The organism is Membranihabitans marinus (genome assembly GCF_019802045.1).
GTDB classification, from domain to species: domain Bacteria; phylum Bacteroidota; class Bacteroidia; order Chitinophagales; family Saprospiraceae; genus Membranihabitans; species Membranihabitans marinus_A.
The window spans coordinates 1-23,409 of the sequence record NZ_JAHVHU010000003.1; the positions used below are offsets into that span (position 1 = coordinate 1).

The following is a 23,409-nucleotide window of genomic DNA, read 5'->3' on the forward strand; positions in this document are numbered from 1 at the left end:
TTTTTAACCAACTGACTATCTTATTCCCGGATCGGGTGAAAGTCATAAAATGATTATTTAACTTTACTCATGAAATCAGAATCAATTTTGAGCGAATACACAAAATTTTAAACAAGCCCTATTTTTTGTCACCATTTTCAATTTTCACCTCTCAATTTTCAATTCTAAATTGTCTGCGGTCGTCGTTCTGTTTTGAGGCCTGATTTATCGCCCAACCATATTCCTTATCCACCACGTAAGTCCTTAGAAAGACAGACTCTTTTCTTGTGCAGACGGTAAGAATACCCTTTCCACAGGTTGCGAACATTCATATTATCAACCTGTTCTGGATTACTTTCGACCAACTTGATCCCATTTTCAATGTATTTTTGAAGAATCTGCTCAAAAATCAAAGATGTCAGTCCTTTTTGTTGATATTCTGGATGAATAGCTATGAGCAGCATCTCTGCGCGATCATTGTTTCTGGAAGCTTGCCACAGGTGGTAAAAGCCCAGTGGATAAAAAGAGCCATTGGCTTTTTGGAGTGCTTTGGTGTAAGAGGGTATGGTCAATCCAAACCCCACCAAATCATCTCCTTGATCAACGATTAATGAAATATAGTCCTTATTGACCAGTGGCATGTATTTCTTATAATAGTAATCTTTAAGCTGTTCAGACAGAGGCACGAATCCAGGTAGGTGTGCGTAGCAGACATTGATCAATTCCATCATTTGCGCACTGCGTTTTTGTTTTTCCGATTTCGTATCAAATCGTGCTGAAGTCAGTCCATAGCGTCTACGAGTCAACTCCGAAAATCGAGAAATTTTTTCAGGTACTTGGCTTGGGACTTCAAATTCATGTTCCAGCCATTCCAGATAATTTTGATAGCCTGCTGCACGGATGTGGTGAATGTAATAGGGGTAATTGTAGATAGCTGCCGACGAGGATAGTTTATCAAAACCTTCGGTTAGTGTACCTGCCGCATCCAGGTTGGAATACCCAAATGGCCCCATGAGTTGGGTCATACCTTTTTCCCGGGTCCATTGTTCCGCTTCCTGTAGAAGGAGAGAAGATACATTTTGATCATCGATAAAATCAAGTTTATTAAATCGAGCCGTTTTTTCTCCAGAGAACGCAATTTCGTGATGATTTATAAGGACTTGAATCCGGCCGGCTACTTCACCATGGTCATCAGTAACCAGGAACATTTCTGTTTCAATACCATCATCCAGTGAAGGAACATCCATGAGAAAGCTACGTTCTTCGCTTTTCAGCGGGGGAGCCCAGTATGGATTATTTGCGTAAAGTTTGTATGGAAAATTGATAAAACGAGCCAGATTTTTTTCATCGGTTACGGTAAATATATGATACGGAATAGCTGATTTCATGAACGGTGTAGTTTTGGAGTTGATGTCAATTCCTGTTGGCTAATTTAGCCAATTCATCAGATCCATCCAAGCGATCTCATTGCGTGGGTTATTTGGAATTATCAAGTCGGTATTCTTTATATGTGTTGTAATCCTTGATCGCACCAATATCCCGATTGAGAGCAATACTTGCATTGAGTTCAAATCCAATTAGTAGGATGAAGCAATTTAACTCCAGCCAGACCATCAATACAATGACAGCACCGATAGAGCCATATATCTTGTTGTAACTTCCAAAATTATTAACATAATAAGCAAACCCCAGTGAGGTAACGATGAACATCAGAGTGGCCAGGAGCGAGCCTGGAGATAAAAAGCCCGGTTTCTTTCGGAACGCCGGTGCATACTGATAAATGACAGCTATCACTGAATAAAAAATTATGACTGTCAGCAACGCATTAATTATCTTGATCAACGGTTTGAGTGTCTGAGCGTGAAACACATAGGTCAGCAGATAATCAAAAATGTAGTTGGTCGCCAATACCATGATGACCGATGAAATCAACATCAGGAACAATAAAAAGGTCAACCACAAGGCAGTGAAACGTATTTGCAGGAAATTCCGGTTTTTAAAGGTCGAATCGAATGATTTTTCAAATCCAGTCATCATCATAGCCACCCCGTTGGACGCAAAATATACGACCAACACAAACGAGACGGATAGTAAACCACCTCTTGATATCCGGCTTAAATCATTGATGGTAGTACCCATCCATGTTTCTGCATTTGTGGGTAAAAATTCAAAAATGTAATTGTACAGCATCGTATCAAAATTCTCAATGGGGATGTGGGGGACCAGGGTGATCAACATGATCAATGCCGGGAATAAAGATATAAAGAAAGTAAAAGCCATCGCATTGGCCCGAACAACCAAATTTCCATACAATAATTCGAAATACATCAATCGGACGACCTCCCAGACCGGGATTCCTTCAAAACCGGGAAGGCTCGATTTCTCTGCCCAATTTGTGATCTTTTGAACAGTATTGCTGGACCTTATCCTATCCAAAATTTTCACGTTGTCCTTTTTTAATCATTAATTCAGTGCTGTATCAGGTGTTTTGAAAGATACTTTCAGCCCATCTTTCCGGTTCTTGCCTACGGTGAGCTGCCTGAATATACATACTTTCCGGGGAATAAAAACAATTAATAAAAATTCATAGTATTCACACCAAGCCTGGATTATATGATTTGTTGACGTATGAAAGAAGGGGTGCTGATCCGTTCGTGCGAACCTTTATCCAGAAAACAAAGCTTTACAATTCCCCGATTCAATAACTGATTGGCTTCGTTGTAAATCATACTTTCAAAGACAATCATTTTGTCGTCTAATTTTTTGATGGTGGTCCTGATCTCGATCAAGTCGTCGTAGGTTGCCGGACGCAGGTATTTTACCTCCATCGATACGACCGGCATGATGATGCCTTTTTCCTCCATGGACCGATAATGAACGCCCAGGGACCTCATCAGTTCGGTCCGACCGATCTCATAATATCGGGCATAGTTGCCGTAGTAGACATAGCCCATCTGGTCTGTTTCACTGTATCTGACACGTACATTAAAAACACCTTCTGTATTTGCACTCATCTTGTGATCCGCCGCTCCGAATTTGGATTATAGAATGTTGGCACGTACTTTTCGCCAGATTCTGATCAATAAAACACCGAACAGGAGTGAACCTGCTCCGTAAAGTATAGCCAAGGTGGCGTTGCCATAGATTACATTGCCCGTGGCAAATAAGAGCGCGTATATGAACAAAGATCCATACAACATAGCAAGTATCCCGTCCGGAACCGTCCATTTTACATTTTTGACAATATCTACGTTGTCAGATTTGGCGTCTTTGATGATCTTATTCCACCCAGGTCCGCCAGGCTGTATTTTTTGATAAAAATTGTACAGGGTTTCCTTGTCTTCGGGTTTGGTTACAAAGGTGGCAATGACCCAGATGATGGTTGTGATCAACACGATAACCAAAAACTTGTACGCCGTGTCCCAATTTTCGGGCCAATACACAAAGTTGACTATAATCGATATAATTCCACTGGAAAACATAGCTGTAATTTCACTCCAGGCGTTGATTCGCCACCAAAACCACCGAAGCAGGAAAATCAATCCGGTACCTGCACCGAAAGCCAGTATAAATTCAAAAATTTGAAGTGCATTTGTCATAACCAGGGCCAGTCCGGCACCCAGGGCCATCAGGATAACTGTGGTTAGACGCCCTGCGGCGACAAGCTGTTTTTCCGTTGCGTCCTGATTGATAAATCGCGCATAAAAATCATTGACCAAATAAGACGCTCCCCAATTTAAGTGCGTAGATATCGTGGACATATATGCCGAAATCAAACTCGCCAGTACAAGTCCGGTAAACCCGACAGGAAGAAAGGTCAGCATTGCCGGATAGGCCAGGTCGTTGCCCAATTTGTCCGGAGAAATATTGGGGAATGCCTGACTGAGAGACTGGAGATCTGGAAACACAACCAGCGAACACAATGCCACAATAATCCAAGGCCACGGTCTGAGTGCATAATGCAGAGCATTGAAGAAAAAAGTGGCACCTATAGCATGGTTTTCATCTTTTGATGCGAGCATTCGCTGCGCGATATATCCACCACCGCCTGGTTCTGCACCCGGGTACCAGGAATTCCACCACTGTACCGCAAAAGGAATTATAAACAACGTAATCATCGTGTGACGGTCGGTTAAGTCCGGAAATATGTTGAGCTTGTTGATCACGTTTTCATGGGTAACAAGATTGTGTAATGAGCCGATATCCGGATGCTGGATCGAATAATAAGCTGCTCCGATCGCACCGGTCATGGCGACAAAAAACAAAATAAAATCTGTATAAACCACACCTTTAAACCCACCCAGGGAACTAAAAATAACGGTAATCACGGATGCAATTCCTATGGTTTGCAACGGCGTGAGACCAAGCATTACACCACCGATCTTAATCGCTGCCAGAGACACTGCAGACATGGCCAATACGTTAAAAAACAAGCCTAAAAACACGGATCTGAATCCTCGGAGAAATCGGGCGGCCGGTCCGGAATACCTCAATTCATAAAATTCAATATCTGTGGTTACATTCGACTTTCTCCAAAGTTTGGCATACACAAATACTGTGAGCATACCAGTGAGAAGAAAGACCCACCAGGTCCAGTTTCCGCTGACACCATTTTGACGGACGATATCCGTGACCAGATTTGGTGTATCTGTGGAAAATGTGGTTGCTACCATGGACATTCCCAAAAGCCACCACGGCATATTTCTACCTGAGAGAAAATATTCAGCCGAGCTTTTGCCGGATTGTCGTGATACCCACAACCCAATAAACAAGGTGAGTGCAAGGAAAAATATGATAATTCCCCAGTCTAAAGTTGTTAAGATCATTGCTTGTAATTTTGACTAAAATTATAAAAGATTTATACAATGCATGAATAACTGCCGATTTTTTGATATTTTGTTTTCATATTAAAATAACCAAAAATTCAAAAGTACTTATGAGTGATAAGATTACGTTGGTCGTTCTGGCCGCAGGAATGGGGAGCCGTTTCGGGGGGCTCAAACAAATGGAACCGTTGGGACCAAACGGTGAAACGCTTCTTGACTATTCTGTATATGATGCTTATCATGCTGGATTTTCAAAAGTTGTTTTTGTCATCAGAGATTTTTTCGCCGACGAATTTAAAGAAAAAATTGGCAAACGGGTAGAAGCATTTATGGAAGTGGAATATGTATTTCAGGATGTGAACATTGAAGTGCCCGGCGTCGATATCACAGAACGTGAAAAACCCTGGGGAACCAATCATGCGGTATTGGTCTGCAAAGAAGCAGTGAACGAACCCTTTGCGGTTATAAATTCGGACGACTACTATGGAAAGGATGGTTTTAAGAAAGTGGCTGACTTTCTCAAGACTGAAGTGTCTCCACAACGCTACGCATTGATCGGTTATATACTCAAAAATACTCTTTCGGATTCGGGGACGGTCAACCGAGGAGTATGTGAGACCGATTCGGCCGATAATCTGGTAGCTGTCGAAGAAGTGCTAAAGATTAAACGCCAGGATGATGGAAAAGTGATTCGTCAGGACAAGGGAACTGAACTGGATGAAGACGCCATCGTCTCCATGAATTTCTGGGGGTTCGATCCGACTTACTTTGATCATTTGGAGAAAGGGTTTCATGAATTCGTGAGAAAGAACAAGGACAATCCCACAGCAGAATATTACATCCCTGTCTTAATCGATGAAATGATCAATGAGGGAGAGATAACGCTTAGTGTCATTCCCTCCCATGATAATTGGTATGGGGTGACTTATGTGGAAGATGCGGACCGGGTGCGCGCTGCATTTTCAAAAATGCACGAAACAGGCGTTTATCCGGAAACACTTGAGGTATAGAGGATAGAGCGAGAATAATCGTTTAATTCGTTGCTTACCTAGATAATGAACATAGTTTATATGGATCATACGAATCTCAATATACCTCATTCTGCGCAACCCAGGATTGTCATCCTTGGAGCCGGCTTCGCCGGGCTAAATCTGGCGCGCAACCTGTCAGGTTCTCATTTTCAGGTGGTGTTGATTGATCGAAATAATTTCTCTCAATTCCAACCCTTATTTTACCAAGTCGCTATGGCGGGATTGGAACCCAGTGCCATTGCATTCCCGATCCGGAAAGTTTTTCATTCTTCGCAGAATGTTTATGTACGGCAAGCAGAAATTCTTCGGGTTGAACCGGATCAGAAAACGGTGATCACTGATTATGGCAATATCCAATTTGATATTTTGGCAGTCTGTTTGGGAGCTGAGACAAACTTCTATGGAAATGCAAATATTGAAAAATTCAGCTTTTCATTGAAATCATTGGGGCAGGCGTTGGGAATCCGGAATCAGATTTTTGTGGATTTTGAAAAATCGATGTACATAAAAGATTTTAAAGACCGACAGGGCTATATAGATTTTGTGATAGTGGGCGGCGGTCCGACCGGCGTGGAAATGGCCGGTGCCCTGGCTGAAATGAAACAGTATGTACTGCCTAAAGATTATCCAGAACTGGAAAAAGATGAAATTGATATTTATTTGGTTCAGTCCGGCAATCGCCTTTTACCGGGAATGAGTGAAAAATCTGGACGCAACGCAGAAAAATTTTTAAGACGAATGGGTGTCACCGTCATCTTAAATGACCGGGTGAATGATTATGATGGCAACCAGGCCATTTTGAAAAGTGGTCGAAAGATTCCAACAAATAAATTAATCTGGGCAGCAGGAATAAAGTGCCCCGTCATACCAGGATTGGAACCGTATTATGATGAGAAATCCCGACGTCTTTTAGTGGATGAGCATTGTAAAGTCATGTCCTGTTCAGACATTTATGCCCTGGGCGATATAGCCGGGATGAAGTCCGACAGTTACCCCCGGGGCCACCCACAGGTGGCACAAGTAGGTCTTCAAATGGGGGATTATTTGTCCCGGATGTTGTCACGGCAACAGAATGGCGACGCAATTCGTCCATTTAAATACAAAGACAAAGGCGTTATGGCCACGATCGGCCGAAATAAAGCCGTGGCCGACTTCCCACGATTCTCTACCGCTGGTTTTTTTACATGGGTCATCTGGTTGTGGGTCCATTTGTTTTCTCTGATCGGGATTCGAAATAAACTACTCGTCGTCTTTAACTGGATGTGGAATTATTTACGCTTTGATAGTTCACTGCGGTTGATTATTGAACAGAAAAATCATCGTGCGGACCAAAACCAACCTCCGATAAACGACTATGTATCAGAAAATGTCGAACGAAGTTGATATCTTTTATCCTGGCTTTTGACAGGATTTTGCGATGAATAATAAGCTAGATCAATCGAACCTTGTTGAGTAAGTTGTTGAAAACCTCAATTTCTTCCTTGGAAAGTTCATTAAATTGGTTAATGTGAAATTCATTGGTCAAGTCATCCAACTGCTCCATTACAATGGTTCCTTTTTCTGTCAGAGAGACATTGACTACTCTTTTGTCCTCTTTGGAAGGTTTTCGCTGGATAAGCTCACGATCTTCCAATACCTTGATCAATCGGGAAGTGTTGGCCATTTTATGAATCATGCCTTTTTGTATTTCCTTGATGTTGATGGTCTTATCTGACTTGGAATCAACTATTCGAAGGATACTAAAAAGGGGAAGGTCCAGTCCAAATTTGGATAGAATTTCTTCCAGTTTCGAATCTACGTAAATGGCTGTGTAAACCAAATTGATGTGTGTTTCTTGTTCTTTGCTCAAAAAATCATTGAAGATTACTTCATCTCGAATTGTTTTCATGGCTTTGTGGTTTTAAGCGACTTGCTGGCCGTATGTGAAAAAGTTAAGTATAGTAATTGCATTATAAAAATAACCCAAACAAATATAATCACAATAAATCAAAAAAATCTCCTATTGTTTATATTAATAGTGTTAAATGTCTTTAACCCCATCATGATTTTAAATCATTTTAAATTAACGTCGATGCTTGGTTGAGTAATAGTGGAATAATTTTTACATTTGCATCCAGGGGGAAGGAAGTCAAAAAAATCTTTAACTTTCTTTCACATCGTGTTCGGTCCTGTAGTTCAACGGATAGAATAGGAGTTTCCTAAACTCTAGATCCAGGTTCGATTCCTGGCAGGATCACCAAGCTGAGCCATGGTTCCAGTATTATAAAAATGATGATGATTTTAATGTTTTGGCATCAAATAAATTAGACTATTCACACGAAATCAGATGCCCAAAAAATCAGTTCACCGGTTGAAAAAAGCCCCGCCGCGAGCCCGTGAATGGAATCGGAATGTACAGGACAAATTTTGCCAATTATGACATGCTAATCAATATTTACCAATGCAACCATGTCGATACCGATCAGGGGCGGGGATTATTCCAGTGTTGATATGAATATATAATTGCCGGTGATTTCATTCTACTAGTGGTGTACGTGGGAGCGCAGCTTACTATGCAGTGGTTCTTTTGGAGCAAGTCTTCGTTTTTATCCATAGTCAATTTGTCAGGAGTAAAAGCTTTGTTATTTAATTCATAATATTGGATTGACACCATTTTAACGGGTACCCTGTTCTTCTTTTATTAAGTACATAAAATAAAAATACATCCAATTCTTGTTCAAAAAGCTTGGTAAAACTGACTCGGAATTAAATATATCACATAAAATATGTACTTTTGATTTTTAGACCCCATAGCGTACGTTGTCTAAAAGTGTGTCAGCTAATTTCTATTCTAAATAATGGTTTGTTAAAGAGGAATGGAAACTGGCATAGATCAGATTGTAGTTCACTTAAAAGTAGATGGCTGGTGAAAAAATAATATTGTATGAGTAAATTAAATGATTCCAACAAACCTTACGGCATCAAGGAAATTGCGCGGAAAGCAAACGTTTCAATAGCTACTGTAGATCGCGTTATTCATAAACGAGGCGGAGTGGCCCGAAAAACGCAGGAACTCATTCTTTCAATTATTGATGAGTTTGATTACCAACCGAATATTTTAGCAAGCAGACTTCGTTCCAATAAAACCTACAATTTGGCAATCCTGATTCCTCAGGTGTCAAAGTACACTAATTTCTGGGCCGCACCTTATCAGGGAGTGGAAAAGGCCAACGCTGAAATCAGCCAGTTTGGAATTAATTTAAAAACTTATTTTTTCCGGTTGAGCCAAAGTGAATCTTTTACAGAACAGGCCGAGCTGCTTCTTGCTGACAATCCTGATGGGGTCGTGATCGCGCCTTTATTTATTCAGGAAGCAACCCACTTATCGGATACTCTTTTTAGAAATGGTATCCCGTATGTATATATAGACACGGACATACCAGATCAAAATAATCTGTCCTACATTGGTCCGCCTATTTATCAAAGTGGGTTGGTGGCAGGTCAACTGGCTCTTTTTGGCATGCGCGAGAACGGAGGAGAGATTCTGGTTATCAATCATACCAATATAATCAATGATGGCCAGCACATCAAGGAGATTGAAAGAGGTTTTGTCGATTATATCGAGAGAAACAAGGCATCTGTAAAAATACACTCGCTTAATTTGCCCGGCGCCGATATGGAAATGCTCGATACGGAATTGGGGCAATACTTTGAAGCCCATCCCAATATACAGGCTGTTTTTGTGACCAATTCACGCGTATTTAAGGTAGCGCAGGTATTCAAGAACCAGAAAATACAGGATAAAATATTGATCGGATTTGATAATATTGATGAAAACGTTAAAGCTCTCAAAGAGGAAGTGATTGATTTTTTGATTTGTCACCAGCCTGAAGAACAAGGTTATCGGGGAGTCATGAATTTGTATCAAAATATTCTCTTGTCGCAAAAAATTGATAAAGTCCAATACATGCCCATCGACATTATTACCAAAGAGAATTGCGACTTTTATTCCAATTAGAAAATCAGGTCAGTCAAGGATAAAATCTACTGAACAGGGCAGGGACGCTTTTGAATTTCATCGACGATACTATATAACTCTTCTTCTTTTTCAGCATCAGTAACCATTGAGAATAAGCTATCCATTTTCATGCTCAAGTTTTTATTTTGCAGACTAAGATGACGTAAGCTGTCTGCCCATTGGATATCAAGTTGCTCCATCGAATCCACCAACTCGTGACCCTCCGGATCAAAATCTTCATAGGATTCAAACATTCGGATCAAATCGGCACTCTTGAGATGCAATATGTTTTCGCGTTCCTGTTCCGGCAAAGTTTCAGGCAGGTAATCGGACAGTTCCTGAATCGAGGTGGTCCAGGAATCATCCACATAATTTGCTATTTCTGCAATACGACATTCATTGCTCCTTATTTTTAGCGCTATCTCGGGAATTTCATCGTTGGTTTCTGATTGACACGACCACATAAAGCCCCCCAGGACTAGTACCGTTGCTGCAATTTTTATAATTTTCGCCATTCTGTATTGATGTTTTAACAAGACTACGGCCAAAGTTAGTAAATCAAAACGAAAGATTTCTTAGTCCGGAGTATTTTGAGTTGGCGCCAACCAAAATTCATCATTGGTATTCTCTTTGAAATCTTCGTCCACGAGGTGATCTCCTAATACACTCAATTCTTTTTCAGTGGCTTGCTGTTGGATGGTATTGAATAAGACTCTTTCTTCAAATCGGATATGAGCAGTTAACAATTTTTCAAATTCACTCAGATCAGCTTCGGATACTTTTTTCTGATTAAAAAATGTATGAATTGCTTGGTGTTCCCTCATGGCCTGGATTACTTCAGGATGATCACTTCCCAATAACGGAAAGAGTAGTGTCTCTTCTTCCTGGAAGTGATCAATGAGGTGGTTTTTGTAAAACCAGATTAAGTATTTGTAGATCCGGCTCGGATCGATTTTGTAGCGGATGCCGGTGCGAATTTTCCAGCCAACCAATAAGCCGTGATGATGATCACGGCTCATGGGCTGTATGTTTTTATGACGTTTAATAGGTTGATGCGACATAATTCATATTTTCTTCCAGTTTGGCTGATTTGGGAAATAAAATATTATTCTCCAAATGAATGTGCTGGTGAAGGTCCTGTTCGAATTCTTCCAACATCGAAAAAGTTACCCGATACGTCTGACAGGCATCTTCAGGGGGCGTAAATTCATTGCTTAGTTTCCGGATTTTGCGAAAACGAACCCCTTCCTGGTCGTGCTCTGCCATCATAGCCTGAATCGGATTGCGGACAGTGCCAAACATGGGCGGTGCTAGTTCCCGACCTTGATCTTTGGCTTCGATCATGCGACGGATATGCGGAAATAGATTTAATTCTTCTTTTTGCATGTGGGCGTTCAACTCGATCACGGAAGCGTCAAATTCATTGGCTATTTCTACCAATTCCGGATGTGCTTTGCCATGAACTTTTACCACTTTCGTCAGGTAAGGTAAGATTTCTGGTATTCGTTGACGAACATATCGGTGGTGCTTTTTTTCGATGTAGTCAGCCAGGAGGTCCAATTCCCAGGACTGAAAGTCAATTTGGTCAGATTGATTCGGCTTGTTGAGCCCATTGAGCTCAGCAAGCAATTGATCCACTGATACCCCATTTTTTTCAGCCACGGCCTGGACCGGACGATTTCCCCTACAACAAAAATCAATACCGTACTTTGAGAAAACGGCCGCAGCCTGATAATCTTTGGCTACGATTTGACCGACGATATCGTTATGAGTGTATGTCATAATGTAAATTGTTTATAATGATTAATGAATATTTTTTAATCCAAACATGGTGAGGCCAATGACCTTGAGTAATTCACACCCCACGTAATAAAAATGTAAAAAAGAGGCAGGCAATGACACGCCTTGCAATCTCAGATCTGCCCTGTGATCCATGATGGGAAGCAATACCAAGGTCTGAATAGCCAGGACAATCAGAACAGCGACCAGAAATAAAACACCGCTTTCTTTCTTAAAACTTTGAAGACTTCGCCACGAAGCGAATAGAATCACGGTTGCGAGTATTAGTTCGACTTTGTTCATCATTCCAAACACCAACCGGCCAATGCCCACACCGAGCTCCAGTGTGATTCCCGGAGCCTGGAATTTTAACCACGATTCCAGAAAACTGATGGCACATACCATCCCAATCCATATGAAAGTACCGGATATGGTAGTGAGCTTGGATATATCATACTTGGTATTCATAGGAGTGGTTTAGAGTGGTTCTCCTGGTAATATTTTATTTTATATAAAAACATTTCTGCCATACGTTCTGCCCGCCACTTGGCTTCGTCTGCTTTTTCACCATGGAAATGTGCGTCCAAAGTCTCATGAAAGAGCTTCAACCACCGTTCAAAGTGCTGTTTTTCAACTGGAAGTGTGGCGTGTGGTGTGAACGGACTGCCATAGTATGTATGCTCTTTGAGCAGAACAGTTTGCCAGAAGGTGTACATTTTTTCCAAATGGGCGGGCCATTGATCCTCAATGACTCCATTGAAAATATCTGCCAAGAGTTCATCTTGTCGGATGCGCCCGTAAAACTCATCCACCAAAAGTTTGATATCCTCCAGTGTTTCTATCTTCTTTATTTCTTGCATGATTAATTTTTAATTACGACTTCTGGATGGGATTGTGCTGTTGTTTGAGTATACCAAGCCCCATTTCATAGCCGATGGCCAATTCATAAACAGTCGTTTGTTCCAACATGTTTTTGAGCTCCTCCTTCACCGACTTGTATTTACGGTGTGCCGGGCAAGGGTTTTCATCGTTACAATCCGGGAGTCCCATGCAGCATTGTGTTATTAATCGATTTCCGTCGATCGCCCGGACGATATCTTCCAGTCGCATGGTATCCAGCTGGTGTCGATCTATTTCAAATCCACCATGCGGGCCTTTAATGGATTTGATAAGATGACTCTTTACTAATATCTGTAGTATCTTGGCCGTGTAAGCCTCCGGAGACTCTATCTCACGCGCAATGTCACACAAACTTATCCGTGTTCCATGCAGTGAATGCAACAAGATAAGTATCGTAGAACGTATTCCGTATTCACAAGCTTTCGAAAACATGGTCTCCCTATTTAGAGCAAATATATATAATATTTACAATTCGGACAACATTATCCATAAATAATTAAAATTTTGACCTCTCTACGTCTATTTTCCCACGGATAAACTGCGGTGATAGGGAAGAGATCACAGCTGAGCTAGAAATGATTCTTAATTATAAATTCCTTACAAATGTGAAATTTGATTTTTATTGATAAATTTAAGTGTATGAAATTATTTTGTAATGCGACGAGGAGTGAGATCAGGTGGTTGAAGTGGGTCGTTCTGTATAGCCCTGGGTCTTTAAAAATGGCTTTGGTCAATGGGCTGGTGCTGCTGTATGGGATTCTGTTTTCTTCATCGCTGTCAGCACAGGATATATTCGAGCAACTTAATTCTGATATTGACCAGTTCACGACCCTCAATGAAAAATACCAAAAAGTAATTCAGTTTGAAGAAAACCGTCAGGTACCAATCAATGATGCCTATGCCAGCGTCCTCTGTGAAACTGTAGATTACTACATCTCAACAGATGCACCTGAACGCGCTCTACCCGTAATCAATACACTGATAAATTATTACCTGTTTGGAATTGAGGTAGATCATGATAAAGCGCATTCGCTGGTAAAGAAAATAGCGCCTCATCTCACCCTGCTTCCCAGAGATACATCTCTAATTAAATTCTATATTAATTCCGGTGAACTGAATATTTATCGGAATAATCCAGCTGCAGCTATAAATGATTTTAATCTGGTCATCGATATTTGCCGACAACAAAAGGATACTCTTTTGACAGAGTATGGGTATGCTCATCTCAAGCTCGCTGAAATTTATTCCTCGGAATGGAAAATCTTGGAATCCGATAAAAAATTTAATCAAGCTGCGGATCTGTTTCTTCGAAATCAGGACACACTAATGTACTTGTGGACCTTGTCAGGTCATTCTACGCTGTACAGGATCAATGGAATGTACCGTGAAGCGGAGAAAGCCCGTAGGAAAATATTAGAAGCGTGCTGCGAACAAGAATGGCTTCAAGTAGTCGCCGTAGCTCACCTCAGTGCTGCACTTGAAAGTAAAGACAGACACAACGATAGCCTACAGTATGATCATTTGTTGAAGGCCAGACAATACATCAACCTCAATCTGGAATTGGCGGCTTACATTGAGACCATGACTTATGCTTTACAAATTCAATATTTTGCAGACCAAAACAATATCGATTCAGCGGCATATTTTATGAATAAGTTTGAAGCTTTTTATCGTCCAGAAGATCATGGATCATGGATTAATAAATATTACATCGTTGCCCAAGCTTCTTATGCAAAAGCTCTGCGAAAGTACGACGAAGCAGAGCGGATTGGCCACAAATTGATCGAGAATGCACAGAAAAGCAACATTTTGACCAGCCTAACTCGATCTTATGACTTTTTGGTTGAAGTGTATCAAGAATCTGGTGACACCCGGAAAGCTTTTTCCACATTACGTATCTCCAATCGACTTCGGGATAGTCTGACCACCATTCAAATCAATAATCAGTTTCTTTATTATAATCAGTTGTTTCAAGCCGAGAAAAAAAATAAGCAGATTCTGCAACAGGAAGCTTCTATCCAATTGTTATCAGAAAAGAACAAAGTTCTATTTTGGCGAGGAGCGTTGATAGTTCTTGTATTAAGTGGCGCCTTTCTAGGCATTTACCTCTGGCGCTCTGTTTATTTTGCACGCCAGAAAACAGCCCTACAGGAGGACTTTTCACAGAGTCTCATTCAGCAACAAGAACAAGAACGCAGTCGACTTAGTCAGGAACTGCATGATGGGATTAGTCAGGAGTTGATTCTGATCAAAAACAAGCTGGATCATCGAAAAGATGCAGAGACTGCTAATTTAGTCGCTGATACTTTGACACAGATTCGTCAGGTAACTCGATCTTTGTATCCGGTTATGCTGAAAAGCTTTGGACTGAAAGCAGCCGTGGATCAGTTGCTGAATCAAATCGCTCAGGCTACTCCTGATGTCAAGGTGCTATGTACTGTAGACGATGACTGGGAAGATCTGAAAAAATCGGAGCAACTTCATCTGTTTCGAATCATTCAGGAAGCTACTAACAATGTATTGAAGTATGCGAAATGCACTGTTCTGGAGGTGAGGCTGGTCAGACTTGGAAAGACTGTTTATCTCGAGGTATTGGATAACGGAATCGGCATGGATTTGAAAAATCATATTAAAATGGGCATCGGAATGAATTCCATGGAAGAAAGAGCCAAAATTTTGGGTGGTTCTTTCACCCTGGAATCTTCCAAAAATGATGGTACCCATATCCGAATAAAAATTCTTTTATCATGAAGCACCTTCATATTTTGCTGGCGGATGATCACCCCATTTTATTGAGTGGGTTGGTTAATTTTCTCCATGAAAGGGGGTTTACTCATGTGCAGTATACTGAGAATGGATCTGAAGCCTGGTCGGTGATCAAAGAGTCCTCCCCGGAGATCTGTATTCTTGATATCGAAATGCCCGGCTTGACCGGTCTGGAAATTCTGGAACGATGCAAAAGGGAAGGCATTACCTCAAAAATTATTTTGTTGTCCTACCACACCGAGCCTGAGTTTGTCGCTCTGGCTCGCAAGAAGGGCGTAGCTGGCTACATTGGAAAGGAAAATTCCATCAAAGAAATAGAAGACTGCATCTATAGGGTGCACAAGGATGGATATTATTTCCCCAACAACCTGATCGGTGAAAATATATCATTCGGAAAGGATATGATTCGTGTATTGAGTGTTCTCACCAATCGGGAGCGGGAAGTTCTTTCTATGGTATTAGCTGAATCTGCAAACCGCGATATTGCCAGGATTCTTGGAATTTCTCTCCGGACGGTCGAAAAACACCGAAGTAATATTATTAATAAGCTTGAAATCAATAAGAAACCTGAAAATTTGACCCAGTGGGCATTACGGAATAAGACATTGTTGGAGGAAGTGTTGTGAACAATAGCGGGTAGTGGCGTGGCAATTACTGAGTCGTCGCGCATCGTATTTCAACTTAAAAGAAAAATAGGGTTCATGCTATACACTATGTGACTAAAGTAACAAAGTACATAGATACAAATAGCGACATTTGTGTCCTATTTAGTCATTAAAAGATTAACATCGATGTCAAATGTACATTATTATCAAGTAGACGTGAATTGGAAAGAAGGAAGAATCGGGGAACTAACTTCACCGGATTTGAATGATACCATAGCCTGCGCCACCCCACCGGAATTCAATAAAGGTGTCCCCGGTGTATGGTCCCCGGAACACCTTTACGCTGCTTCTATCAACAGCTGTTTTATGGCTACTTTTTTAGCCATAGCAGAAAATATGAAACTGGAGTTCAGTGATTTTTCCTGCAGAACGACGTGCAAGCTGGAATACAAGGATGGGGTGTTTTGTATTACAGAGGCCATCATAGAACCAAATATCGATCTGACAAACACGGAGAAAGATTGTGACAAGGGGGTACGAGTTCTTGAAAAAGCAAAGAAAGCCTGCCTGATAACGAATTCGATGAAAACAGAGACCATATTAAAGCATAACTTAGCGATACCTGAAAATGTAGTCTAAAAATAAAACGCTACTGTTGGAAGCGACTCGCTGAGAATGTTCCAAATCTGATTGTTCAAATTAATACAGAACTTATGTTTGACTTTTTAAAAAAGCTATTTTCTCAGACTGACAACAGTCAGCTGATTGAGGCGATCAATAATAAACCTTTTCTAGTGGACGTCCGGACCCCTGGTGAGTATTCATCAGGGAGTGTCAATGAAGCTGTGAATATTCCGCTTGATAAATTACCGGATCAAATCAATAAATTTCGTAACAAAAGGAATGTCATAGTCTTCTGTCGAAGTGGAGCGCGAAGTAGTCGAGCAAAACGAATTTTGAATCAGAATGGGATCAATAATGTGATCAATGGGGGAAGTTGGCAGAATGTAAATGAAATGATAAATCAGAGAAAAACTGGTGGGTAGTTCAATGTTGATGATTTTGCAAAGAAACCGATAGCTGGTGGTCGTATTTGGAAAGGAAGAGGAAGAAAGGAAGTGCTTGTCACCATGGATCTGCATAACCCGCAAAGGTCAAATGGCACCCAAAATTGGACTATGAAATATGCCCAATTTTGAAATTTAAACAATTGATGAAATGCATACTATGCATCATCATAGAATGACGTGGTGAATGAAGCGGGTTATGAAGAGACCAGACCATGGTTATGCTGTGTTATTCCGTGTCCAGCAAGTCAGGGATTGTTAGACATCCAAAAAACGAATAATAAATATAAATCCAGCTTCCGGAATATCGGTGCAGGTACAGCAATTTATAAGGTGCAGCTTACTTGTGAAATTTTGTGGATCTGAGCATTCGTATGGTTCGGATCAGGAAGTGAATAAAATTATCTCTTGCTCTGCAATCGCATAAACCAAGTCGTTTTCGCAGGCATATCCAGTATCCAATCCTGTAAACTGACCAAAGGCTGGCAAAATGATTTGATTTGCACGGATGATAAAGCAAGGCAGCCGTATGTTTTGACGTCCTGTGCCTCGTATGCGAATGCCTGGATGGACATGACCAGAAATTTCAAGTTTACTTCCAGTCTTTAAAGCGGGTTGGTGAATAATGCGTGCGCTGTCCAGGTTGTATTGGGTTTGATGAACGATCAGTCCCGAATCGGTGTATATGGAGTCCGGAAATCGATCATGATTTCCTTTGACCAGATGGAATTCAAGGTGATTCCATTCCCTGATCCAGGACGTAAACCAATTCCATTCTGAATTAATGGACGCATGGAACAGATCGCCGGCGATGACTACCTTCGCAGGTGTATACCGTCGAACTAATTCGTCCCATTTCCGAAGATCTGCTTTGGCGACAGCACCAGGAACGGACAAACCATACTGCTGAAAATGACTGGCTTTCCCCAGATGAAGATCCGAAAGAACCAGCACATCTTCCGCCGGAAGCAATAGTGCTTTATCTGCCAGGAGTGTGACATCCTGGTCGGCAACTTGTATATGAACTTCGTGGTTTATCTTCACTAATTTTACTGTTCTGAGGCGATGGAACGAAGAAGGAATATTATTGCTAATGTATTTTTCTGCCTGCGCAAAACCAAATATGATACGAACTAATTACTTTGATTTATTTGATGCGCTCTGCATCCGTTTAATCCGTTGGATCAGTTTTTCACTGCTCAGACTGGACCGAAGGCTGTCGACCTTGATCGGGAAGCTTAATGGTGTGAAGCGACGACTTTCTTTGAAAATGATTTTACTGGCATTAATCCGGGCAAAGGCTTTGCGCAGTCGTACTTCTTCCAGTTGTTGGTCAAACAATTCAAAATAGGCTTGTCGAATCAATAAATTGTTCGGCTCGTATTCCTCGAGTACTTTGAAAATCAGGCTGGATGAACTTTGCAGACTTTTATGATTCTTGTGCTTCCCGGGATAAGTCTGGACAACCAGACCGGCGATCACCGCAATATCCCGGAACTTTCGGGAAGCCATTTCCGTCGCATTGATACTGGCCGTAACATCCTCCATCAAATTTTTTTCGGAAAACAACGAAGCCAGCTGGCCTCTGGTGATGGGGATCGGTTGGTCACTGAGTAATTCAAAACCATAATCGTTCATCGCCATTGTAAAAGTAATGGGTGTTATCTGGCTAATCCGGAATGCCATTACCGCCGCCATCACTTCATGGACCAACCGGCCTTCAAAAGGATACATAAAAAGATGATGACCATCCCGGGTGGAAATCAACTCAACCAAAAACTCGTCATCACTCGGAATATGAGTGGTTTGCTCCTGCCTTGCCAATAGTGGATGGAGGAACCTCAGTTCAGGCTCGCGGGCACCAGGATGCAGAGCATCCGATAATTTTATTCGTAAAAAGTGACTCAAGTGAGAAGATAACGGCAGCCGGCCACCCAGCCAACTGGGTGTAATGGCCTTCCCTTTGGCCAGTCGCACGTAAGCCGTCATATCTTTGACCTTTACCAATTCGAGTGTGCGGCCGGCTAGAATAAATCTCTGCTTTTTTTTGAGTTTGGAGATAAAGTATTCTTCTACCATGCCGATATATCCGCCGCTGAAAAACTTTACCCGCAACATGGCATCCCCGACGATAACGCCAATATTCATTCGATGGAGCATAGCTATTCGTCGATTGACCACCCGATACAGTCCGTTTTCATCCCTGGTGACCTTGTGGTACTCCTCGTACGAATTCAATGTTTCACCACCGATGGTTATAAAATCCAAAGCCCAGTTCCATTCCTCTTCAGTCAGGTATTTAAAGGCATGCGTTTTCCGCACTTCCTGGAATAATGCGGCCTGATCAAATCCTTCGCCCAATGCCCTGGTTACCAGGTATTGGATCAGGACATCGAAGCACATCACCATGGGCTGACGTTCTTCCACAATGTTTGATTTTACAGCTTCTTTGAGTGCAGCTACTTCAATCAATTCCAGTGAATGGGTCGGGACAAAATAAATCCTGGAGGTCTCGAACGGGGAGTGGCCACTTCGACCCGCCCGCTGCAAAAAACGAGCGACTCCCTTTGCTGATCCAATTTGGATGACGGTGTCCACCGGTTTAAAATCCACACCAAGATCCAGCGAAGAAGTACATATGACCGCTTTCAGATTTCCCCCGGTCAGACTATCTTCAATCCAGTTACGGAGTTTCTTATCGATAGACCCATGATGAATTGCCATAAGTCCTGCCAGTTCAGGTGCAGCATCCAGAAGCAGTTGGTACCACAATTCTGATTGTCCACGGGTGTTTGTAAATACCAGCGTAGTCCGGCTTCTTAGAATGATCGGGATAATCTTGTCGACCATTTTGCTTCCGATGTGTCCCGCCCATGGAAGCGTGTTCACTTCATCGGGAAGGATGGATGTGATCTTGGTTTTCTTTTTAAGGTCAGTTCTTATGATGGTTTTTTTCTTTTCATAGGGGATAAGGACCTGACTGGCTTCATCTAGATTGCCTATGGTAGCTGTGATTCCCCAGATCTTCATTTTGGGATTCAATCCGTGAAGTCGCGACAATGCCAATTCCATCAGCACGCCGCGCTTAGAACCGAGAAGCTCATGCCATTCATCTACCGCAACGCATTGCAGCGTATTGAAGAACCGGGTATTTTGTTTCATCGTGAAAAGAAGGTGGAGCGATTCCGGCGTAATGATCAGGACATCAGGCATTTTTCGGGCTTGTCTCTGCCGCTCTTTTGGGGGCGTATCTCCATTTCGAACCCCGACGGTCCAATTCAGTGGGAGTTCATCAAGGGCTTCTTCCATGACGCGTTTTAGATCCTTTGCCAGTGCACGGAGCGGTGAAACCCAGAGAAGTTTTAGCCCCTTGTGGTGATTTTTAGGGTGATTCAGATAGTCGATGATCACTGCAAGAAAAACCGAATATGTCTTCCCATACCCTGTCGGTGCGATAACCATTCCACTGAATCCATTTGAATAACGGGTCCAGGTTCGTTTCTGGAATGGAAAAGGCTGAATTTCCTTTGTGGTCATCCACTGTTGGATTTGGAGAAATCCCTTGCTGTTTTTAAAGGCGGTCATCCGTGGTATATCAATTGTTTTACGGATTCCAGGGTGTCAATATCTGCAGCTGATTTATCTTTTCGCCATCGTTTGATCCGGGGAAACCGCAACGCAACGCCTGATTTGTGCCGTCGGGACAACGCGATTCCTTCAAAAGCAATTTCAAAAACCAATTCGGGTTTTACAGTTCGGACAGGTCCAAACTTTTCAATAGCATTTTGCCGGACAAAGCGGCTGACTTCCGTAATTTCTTTATCGGTGAGCCCGGAATACGCCTTGGCAATAGTGACCAGGTTGTCGCCATCTCTTACAGCCAATGTATAATCCGTATAATGGCCACTACGACGTCCATGACCTCGCTGGGCATAGATCATCACCGCATCGATAGTTAGCGGATCGACTTTCCATTTCCACCAATCCCCTTTTTTTCGGCCGGTGTGGTAGGGGGAATTGCGTTCTTTGAGCATCAGACCTTCACTGTTTACCGACCGGGCATTTTCCCGGACGGGATGCAATTCATCCCACTTTGTAAATGCAATGAGTTTAGGCATATGAACGACAGGGGATTGGATAGATGCCACCAGGCCTTGTAGTTTCTGACGTCGAAAAGATAATGGTTTTTCCCGGATATCGATTCCGTTCCATTCTAAACAATCGTAGATATAGAATTCTACAGGCACTTCAGTCAGAAGTTTTTTGGTTACATTTTTCCGATTTAATCGTTTTTGCAGATCATTGAAAAGGAGTACATTGCCATCTTTGAGCGGAAGTATCTCACCATCAATGACCACATCATCCTTCACTCCCTGGAATGCTTCGATGATCTCTGGAAATTGGGGCGTGACCAATTCTTCCCCCCGGGACCATATAAAGGTTTTTTCGTTTCTACGGACGACTTGACCACGAATACCATCCCATTTGTATTCGGCCTGCCAATCATCAGCATCTCCAAGATCTTCCACGGACTTGTCGATGGGATAAGCCAGACAAAAAGGGTACGGTCTGGAATCGTCATAATTAATATGTTCTCCCGAAACTAATTCTTGGAAGCTGATGTTTTCCGGACTCCATTGGCCCATTAAACTATGCATCAACTGGGCCGGCTGTCGACCGGTGTGTTTTGCCAGACCATTCACGAGTGTTTTCTTAGATATCCCGATTCTAAAACTGCCACCGATTAATTTGTTGAAGATAAAACGTTCCTGTGGTTCCAATCCCATCCAGGCGTCCTTGACATAGCTTTCTACCTTTTCTTCTTCCATTGATTCCAGCGACTTAATTTCAGACATCCAAGTGGATAACGACCGGTCCAACCGATGCGTGGGCTGGGGTAGGATAAGTGCTATTGTTTCTCCGAGGTCCCCCACCGTGCTGTAGCATTCTTGAAAGAGCCACTCCGGGTACCCCGTGATTTCCAGACACCACTCACGCATCAGGTTGGTCCTGACGGGACGGCGTCTGCGTTTTCCGGTAAATAAAGTAATGAGGTGAAGCTTATCTGTATCAGGTGCAGTATCAAAATAATGCGCCAGAGCATCAATTTTGGCATTTGTTTTATTGGTCATTTCGACCGTAGATATCAGTTGGGAAAAATGTTTCATACCGGTTTGTTTTCCTCGTTTTCGGTGTCGACGCCAGCTTCGTCTTTTTCTCCATACCCGGTAAGTAGTTCATAAGCTTCGTATCCTTTTTCATTCAGGTACTTTGCCAGGGTGGCCTGATATCCGTGTGTAACAAACACTTTGGATGCTTCCGTTGCTTTTATGGCGCCAAGCAATCCATCCCAATCGGCGTGGTCACTCACAGCAAATCCTGCATCAACCGCACGCCAGCGACGGCTTCCACGGACCTGCATCCAACCCGAACACATCGCTGTTCGTCCATGGGGTATTTTCTTGATCATTTTGCTACCGAAAAGGGCAGGGGGAGCCACCACAATTTTACCTTCCATGTCCGTTTTGTTTTCGATATTCATAATTTGTCGATCTGGTAACGGGAATCCGGCTGATTCGATCGCCTTATTCACGTTTTCAATAGCGGTATGGACATATACCTGTCCCAGGCCTTCGACCAATTTCATAATCCGCTGTGCCTTACCCAGAGAATATCCCAGAAATATGCTGGTGTATCCTTTTGCTTGATTTTGGCTGACCCAGTTCTTTATTTTATTAAACAAGACCTCCTGGGGTTCCCACCGGTAAATGGGGAGTCCGAAAGTACTTTCTGTGATAAATGTGTGGCATTGGACGGGCTCAAACGGGGCGCTTAAGCCATCTGGGGCGACTTTGTAATCTCCGGAAAATACCGCAACTTCGCCTTTGTATTCCAGTCGAATCTGTGAGGAACCGATCAAATGTCCGGCGGGATGCAGGCTGACCTTTACCCCATGGATATCAGTGACCTCACCATACGCTTTGCTGACCACCGATATGTCGCTAGAGATCCGGTGTTGAATGACAGGTGTGGTAAAGTGATGACACAGATAATGCTTCATGCCGGGACGGGCGTGATCGGCATGGCCATGTGAAATGATCGCCCGATCAACAGGTTTCCACGGATCCAGATAAAACTTTCCCGGAATGCAAAAAATGCCTTTGTCGGTGTATTTTAGGTATGAGTTGATCATAGGAGCTAAGATGCGTCAATATATAACCACAAAATGCGATTATTGATTAATTTTCTGGCGTTTTTGGAACAGGATATATTGTGTTCATTTTCGTTCTCGTTAATCGAAAGAATATTTTATGTTGACTTATTTTCCTATTAAGCTACCACAGAACAGCTGTAACGGAAAACCTTTATAATTTGCATTATAAGCAGAAGGAGAAAATATCTTTCAAATGGTTTTCTTTCTTTTTTGTGTTTAAAACCAATTGTAAATTTGAAGGGGAT

Annotated in this window: 22 protein-coding genes and 1 tRNA gene; 8 read left to right on the forward strand and 15 right to left on the reverse strand. The window is 42.2% G+C overall.

Features of this window, described 5'->3' with window-relative positions; translation table 11 throughout:
• Nucleotides 1-224 precede the first annotated feature (224 nt).
• The 4 genes from KUV50_RS02490 to KUV50_RS02505 form a co-directional block, all read right to left on the reverse strand.
• Nucleotides 225-1,367, reverse strand: a complete 1,143-nt coding sequence (locus KUV50_RS02490) for a GNAT family N-acetyltransferase (RefSeq protein WP_222578510.1) — start codon at nucleotides 1,365-1,367, stop codon at nucleotides 225-227.
• An 88-nt stretch (nucleotides 1,368-1,455) separates the two neighbouring features.
• Entirely contained in the window at nucleotides 1,456-2,424 is a 969-nt protein-coding gene (locus KUV50_RS02495) for a YihY/virulence factor BrkB family protein (RefSeq protein ID WP_222578511.1), read from the reverse strand.
• Nucleotides 2,425-2,588: 164 nt separating this feature from the next.
• On the reverse strand, nucleotides 2,589-2,993 hold the full coding sequence (locus KUV50_RS02500) for an acyl-CoA thioesterase (RefSeq protein WP_222578512.1): 405 nt from the start codon (nucleotides 2,991-2,993) through the stop codon (nucleotides 2,589-2,591).
• Between the two features lie 27 nt (nucleotides 2,994-3,020).
• On the reverse strand, nucleotides 3,021-4,805 hold the full coding sequence (locus tag KUV50_RS02505; protein WP_222578513.1) for a sodium:solute symporter family protein: 1,785 nt from the start codon (nucleotides 4,803-4,805) through the stop codon (nucleotides 3,021-3,023).
• Between the two features lie 110 nt (nucleotides 4,806-4,915).
• Here KUV50_RS02505 and KUV50_RS02510 point away from each other — a divergent pair, with 110 nt between their 5' ends.
• Together KUV50_RS02510 and KUV50_RS02515 are read left to right on the forward strand one after the other, a co-directional pair.
• Nucleotides 4,916-5,815, forward strand: coding sequence for an NDP-sugar synthase (locus KUV50_RS02510; protein ID WP_222578514.1), 900 nt, complete (start codon nucleotides 4,916-4,918; stop codon nucleotides 5,813-5,815).
• Between the two features lie 60 nt (nucleotides 5,816-5,875).
• Nucleotides 5,876-7,219: an NAD(P)/FAD-dependent oxidoreductase gene (locus KUV50_RS02515; RefSeq protein ID WP_222578515.1), complete on the forward strand. Its 1,344-nt coding sequence runs from the start codon at nucleotides 5,876-5,878 to the stop codon at nucleotides 7,217-7,219.
• Nucleotides 7,220-7,265: 46 nt separating this feature from the next.
• Here KUV50_RS02515 and KUV50_RS02520 read toward each other — a convergent pair whose 3' ends face one another.
• Entirely contained in the window at nucleotides 7,266-7,724 is a 459-nt protein-coding gene (locus KUV50_RS02520) for a MarR family winged helix-turn-helix transcriptional regulator (RefSeq protein ID WP_222578516.1), read from the reverse strand.
• Nucleotides 7,725-8,000: 276 nt separating this feature from the next.
• Between KUV50_RS02520 and KUV50_RS02525 the strand changes: the two genes are divergently transcribed.
• Together KUV50_RS02525 and KUV50_RS02530 are read left to right on the forward strand one after the other, a co-directional pair.
• Nucleotides 8,001-8,075, forward strand: a tRNA-Arg gene (locus tag KUV50_RS02525).
• Between the two features lie 684 nt (nucleotides 8,076-8,759).
• Entirely contained in the window at nucleotides 8,760-9,833 is a 1,074-nt protein-coding gene (locus KUV50_RS02530) for a LacI family DNA-binding transcriptional regulator (protein WP_222578517.1), read from the forward strand.
• A gap of 26 nt (nucleotides 9,834-9,859) precedes the next feature.
• Here the strand turns inward: KUV50_RS02530 and KUV50_RS02535 are convergent, their stop codons facing one another.
• The 6 genes from KUV50_RS02535 to KUV50_RS02560 are packed head-to-tail and all read right to left on the reverse strand — an operon-like array spanning nucleotide 9,860 to nucleotide 12,944.
• Entirely contained in the window at nucleotides 9,860-10,348 is a 489-nt protein-coding gene (locus KUV50_RS02535) for a hypothetical protein (RefSeq protein ID WP_222578518.1), read from the reverse strand.
• Nucleotides 10,349-10,408: 60 nt separating this feature from the next.
• Nucleotides 10,409-10,852, reverse strand: coding sequence for a hemerythrin domain-containing protein (locus KUV50_RS02540; RefSeq protein ID WP_222578519.1), 444 nt, complete (start codon nucleotides 10,850-10,852; stop codon nucleotides 10,409-10,411).
• A 22-nt stretch (nucleotides 10,853-10,874) separates the two neighbouring features.
• Nucleotides 10,875-11,615, reverse strand: a complete 741-nt coding sequence (ric, locus tag KUV50_RS02545) for an iron-sulfur cluster repair di-iron protein (protein WP_222578520.1) — start codon at nucleotides 11,613-11,615, stop codon at nucleotides 10,875-10,877.
• A gap of 21 nt (nucleotides 11,616-11,636) precedes the next feature.
• A complete protein-coding gene (locus tag KUV50_RS02550) occupies nucleotides 11,637-12,080 on the reverse strand; it encodes a hypothetical protein (RefSeq protein ID WP_222578521.1) in 444 nt (147 codons plus the stop codon).
• Nucleotides 12,077-12,472, reverse strand: coding sequence for a group III truncated hemoglobin (locus KUV50_RS02555; RefSeq protein WP_222578522.1), 396 nt, complete (start codon nucleotides 12,470-12,472; stop codon nucleotides 12,077-12,079). Before KUV50_RS02555 ends, KUV50_RS02550 begins: the two co-directional genes overlap by 4 nt.
• A 13-nt stretch (nucleotides 12,473-12,485) precedes the next feature.
• Nucleotides 12,486-12,944 carry an RrF2 family transcriptional regulator gene (locus tag KUV50_RS02560; RefSeq protein WP_222578523.1) on the reverse strand — a complete coding sequence of 153 codons (459 nt, stop codon included), beginning with the start codon at nucleotides 12,942-12,944 and terminating at the stop codon, nucleotides 12,486-12,488.
• 207 nt (nucleotides 12,945-13,151) lie between these two features.
• Here KUV50_RS02560 and KUV50_RS02565 point away from each other — a divergent pair, with 207 nt between their 5' ends.
• From KUV50_RS02565 to KUV50_RS02580, 4 genes are all read left to right on the forward strand, one after another.
• Nucleotides 13,152-15,263, forward strand: coding sequence for a sensor histidine kinase (locus KUV50_RS02565; protein ID WP_222578524.1), 2,112 nt, complete (start codon nucleotides 13,152-13,154; stop codon nucleotides 15,261-15,263).
• Complete coding sequence (locus tag KUV50_RS02570; protein ID WP_222578525.1) at nucleotides 15,260-15,904, forward strand: response regulator transcription factor; 645 nt, start codon at nucleotides 15,260-15,262, stop codon at nucleotides 15,902-15,904. The genes KUV50_RS02565 and KUV50_RS02570 overlap by 4 nt, the downstream gene beginning before the upstream one ends.
• A gap of 165 nt (nucleotides 15,905-16,069) precedes the next feature.
• Complete coding sequence (locus KUV50_RS02575) at nucleotides 16,070-16,522, forward strand: OsmC family protein (protein ID WP_222578526.1); 453 nt, start codon at nucleotides 16,070-16,072, stop codon at nucleotides 16,520-16,522.
• Between the two features lie 74 nt (nucleotides 16,523-16,596).
• The gene (locus KUV50_RS02580; protein ID WP_222578527.1) at nucleotides 16,597-16,929 is read left to right on the forward strand and encodes a rhodanese-like domain-containing protein; all 333 of its coding nucleotides are present in this window, start codon (nucleotides 16,597-16,599) and stop codon (nucleotides 16,927-16,929) included.
• Nucleotides 16,930-17,334: 405 nt separating this feature from the next.
• On the opposite strand, the gene pdeM is transcribed toward KUV50_RS02580, so the two are convergent.
• The 4 genes from pdeM to KUV50_RS02600 form a co-directional block, all read right to left on the reverse strand.
• Nucleotides 17,335-17,994 carry a ligase-associated DNA damage response endonuclease PdeM gene (gene pdeM, locus KUV50_RS02585; protein ID WP_222578528.1) on the reverse strand — a complete coding sequence of 220 codons (660 nt, stop codon included), beginning with the start codon at nucleotides 17,992-17,994 and terminating at the stop codon, nucleotides 17,335-17,337.
• A gap of 93 nt (nucleotides 17,995-18,087) precedes the next feature.
• Nucleotides 18,088-20,535, reverse strand: a complete 2,448-nt coding sequence (locus KUV50_RS02590; RefSeq protein WP_261394967.1) for a ligase-associated DNA damage response DEXH box helicase — start codon at nucleotides 20,533-20,535, stop codon at nucleotides 18,088-18,090.
• On the reverse strand, nucleotides 20,532-22,118 hold the full coding sequence (locus tag KUV50_RS02595) for an ATP-dependent DNA ligase (RefSeq protein WP_222578530.1): 1,587 nt from the start codon (nucleotides 22,116-22,118) through the stop codon (nucleotides 20,532-20,534). The genes KUV50_RS02590 and KUV50_RS02595 overlap by 4 nt, the downstream gene beginning before the upstream one ends.
• The gene (locus KUV50_RS02600; protein ID WP_222578531.1) at nucleotides 22,115-23,143 is read right to left on the reverse strand and encodes a ligase-associated DNA damage response exonuclease; all 1,029 of its coding nucleotides are present in this window, start codon (nucleotides 23,141-23,143) and stop codon (nucleotides 22,115-22,117) included. Before KUV50_RS02600 ends, KUV50_RS02595 begins: the two co-directional genes overlap by 4 nt.
• Between the last annotated feature and the right edge of the window lie 266 nt (nucleotides 23,144-23,409).

What these genes read in the sequence shown, in the direction of transcription:
- KUV50_RS02490 (WP_222578510.1), bottom strand. Translation starts at nt 1,367, where the DNA reads ATGAAATCAGCTATTCCGTATCATATATTTACCGTAACCGATGAAAAA.
- KUV50_RS02500 (WP_222578512.1), bottom strand. Translation starts at nt 2,993, where the DNA reads ATGAGTGCAAATACAGAAGGTGTTTTTAATGTACGTGTCAGATACAGT.
- KUV50_RS02505 (WP_222578513.1), bottom strand. Translation starts at nt 4,805, where the DNA reads ATGATCTTAACAACTTTAGACTGGGGAATTATCATATTTTTCCTTGCA.
- KUV50_RS02510 (WP_222578514.1), top strand. Translation starts at nt 4,916, where the DNA reads ATGAGTGATAAGATTACGTTGGTCGTTCTGGCCGCAGGAATGGGGAGC.
- KUV50_RS02515 (WP_222578515.1), top strand. Translation starts at nt 5,876, where the DNA reads ATGGATCATACGAATCTCAATATACCTCATTCTGCGCAACCCAGGATT.
- KUV50_RS02520 (WP_222578516.1), bottom strand. Translation starts at nt 7,724, where the DNA reads ATGAAAACAATTCGAGATGAAGTAATCTTCAATGATTTTTTGAGCAAA.
- KUV50_RS02530 (WP_222578517.1), top strand. Translation starts at nt 8,760, where the DNA reads ATGAGTAAATTAAATGATTCCAACAAACCTTACGGCATCAAGGAAATT.
- KUV50_RS02535 (WP_222578518.1), bottom strand. Translation starts at nt 10,348, where the DNA reads ATGGCGAAAATTATAAAAATTGCAGCAACGGTACTAGTCCTGGGGGGC.
- KUV50_RS02540 (WP_222578519.1), bottom strand. Translation starts at nt 10,852, where the DNA reads ATGAGCCGTGATCATCATCACGGCTTATTGGTTGGCTGGAAAATTCGC.
- ric (WP_222578520.1), bottom strand. Translation starts at nt 11,615, where the DNA reads ATGACATACACTCATAACGATATCGTCGGTCAAATCGTAGCCAAAGAT.
- KUV50_RS02550 (WP_222578521.1), bottom strand. Translation starts at nt 12,080, where the DNA reads ATGAATACCAAGTATGATATATCCAAGCTCACTACCATATCCGGTACT.
- KUV50_RS02555 (WP_222578522.1), bottom strand. Translation starts at nt 12,472, where the DNA reads ATGCAAGAAATAAAGAAGATAGAAACACTGGAGGATATCAAACTTTTG.
- KUV50_RS02560 (WP_222578523.1), bottom strand. Translation starts at nt 12,944, where the DNA reads ATGTTTTCGAAAGCTTGTGAATACGGAATACGTTCTACGATACTTATC.
- KUV50_RS02565 (WP_222578524.1), top strand. Translation starts at nt 13,152, where the DNA reads ATGAAATTATTTTGTAATGCGACGAGGAGTGAGATCAGGTGGTTGAAG.
- KUV50_RS02570 (WP_222578525.1), top strand. Translation starts at nt 15,260, where the DNA reads ATGAAGCACCTTCATATTTTGCTGGCGGATGATCACCCCATTTTATTG.
- KUV50_RS02575 (WP_222578526.1), top strand. Translation starts at nt 16,070, where the DNA reads ATGTCAAATGTACATTATTATCAAGTAGACGTGAATTGGAAAGAAGGA.
- KUV50_RS02580 (WP_222578527.1), top strand. Translation starts at nt 16,597, where the DNA reads ATGTTTGACTTTTTAAAAAAGCTATTTTCTCAGACTGACAACAGTCAG.
- KUV50_RS02590 (WP_261394967.1), bottom strand. Translation starts at nt 20,535, where the DNA reads ATGACCGCCTTTAAAAACAGCAAGGGATTTCTCCAAATCCAACAGTGG.
- KUV50_RS02595 (WP_222578530.1), bottom strand. Translation starts at nt 22,118, where the DNA reads ATGAAACATTTTTCCCAACTGATATCTACGGTCGAAATGACCAATAAA.
- KUV50_RS02600 (WP_222578531.1), bottom strand. Translation starts at nt 23,143, where the DNA reads ATGATCAACTCATACCTAAAATACACCGACAAAGGCATTTTTTGCATT.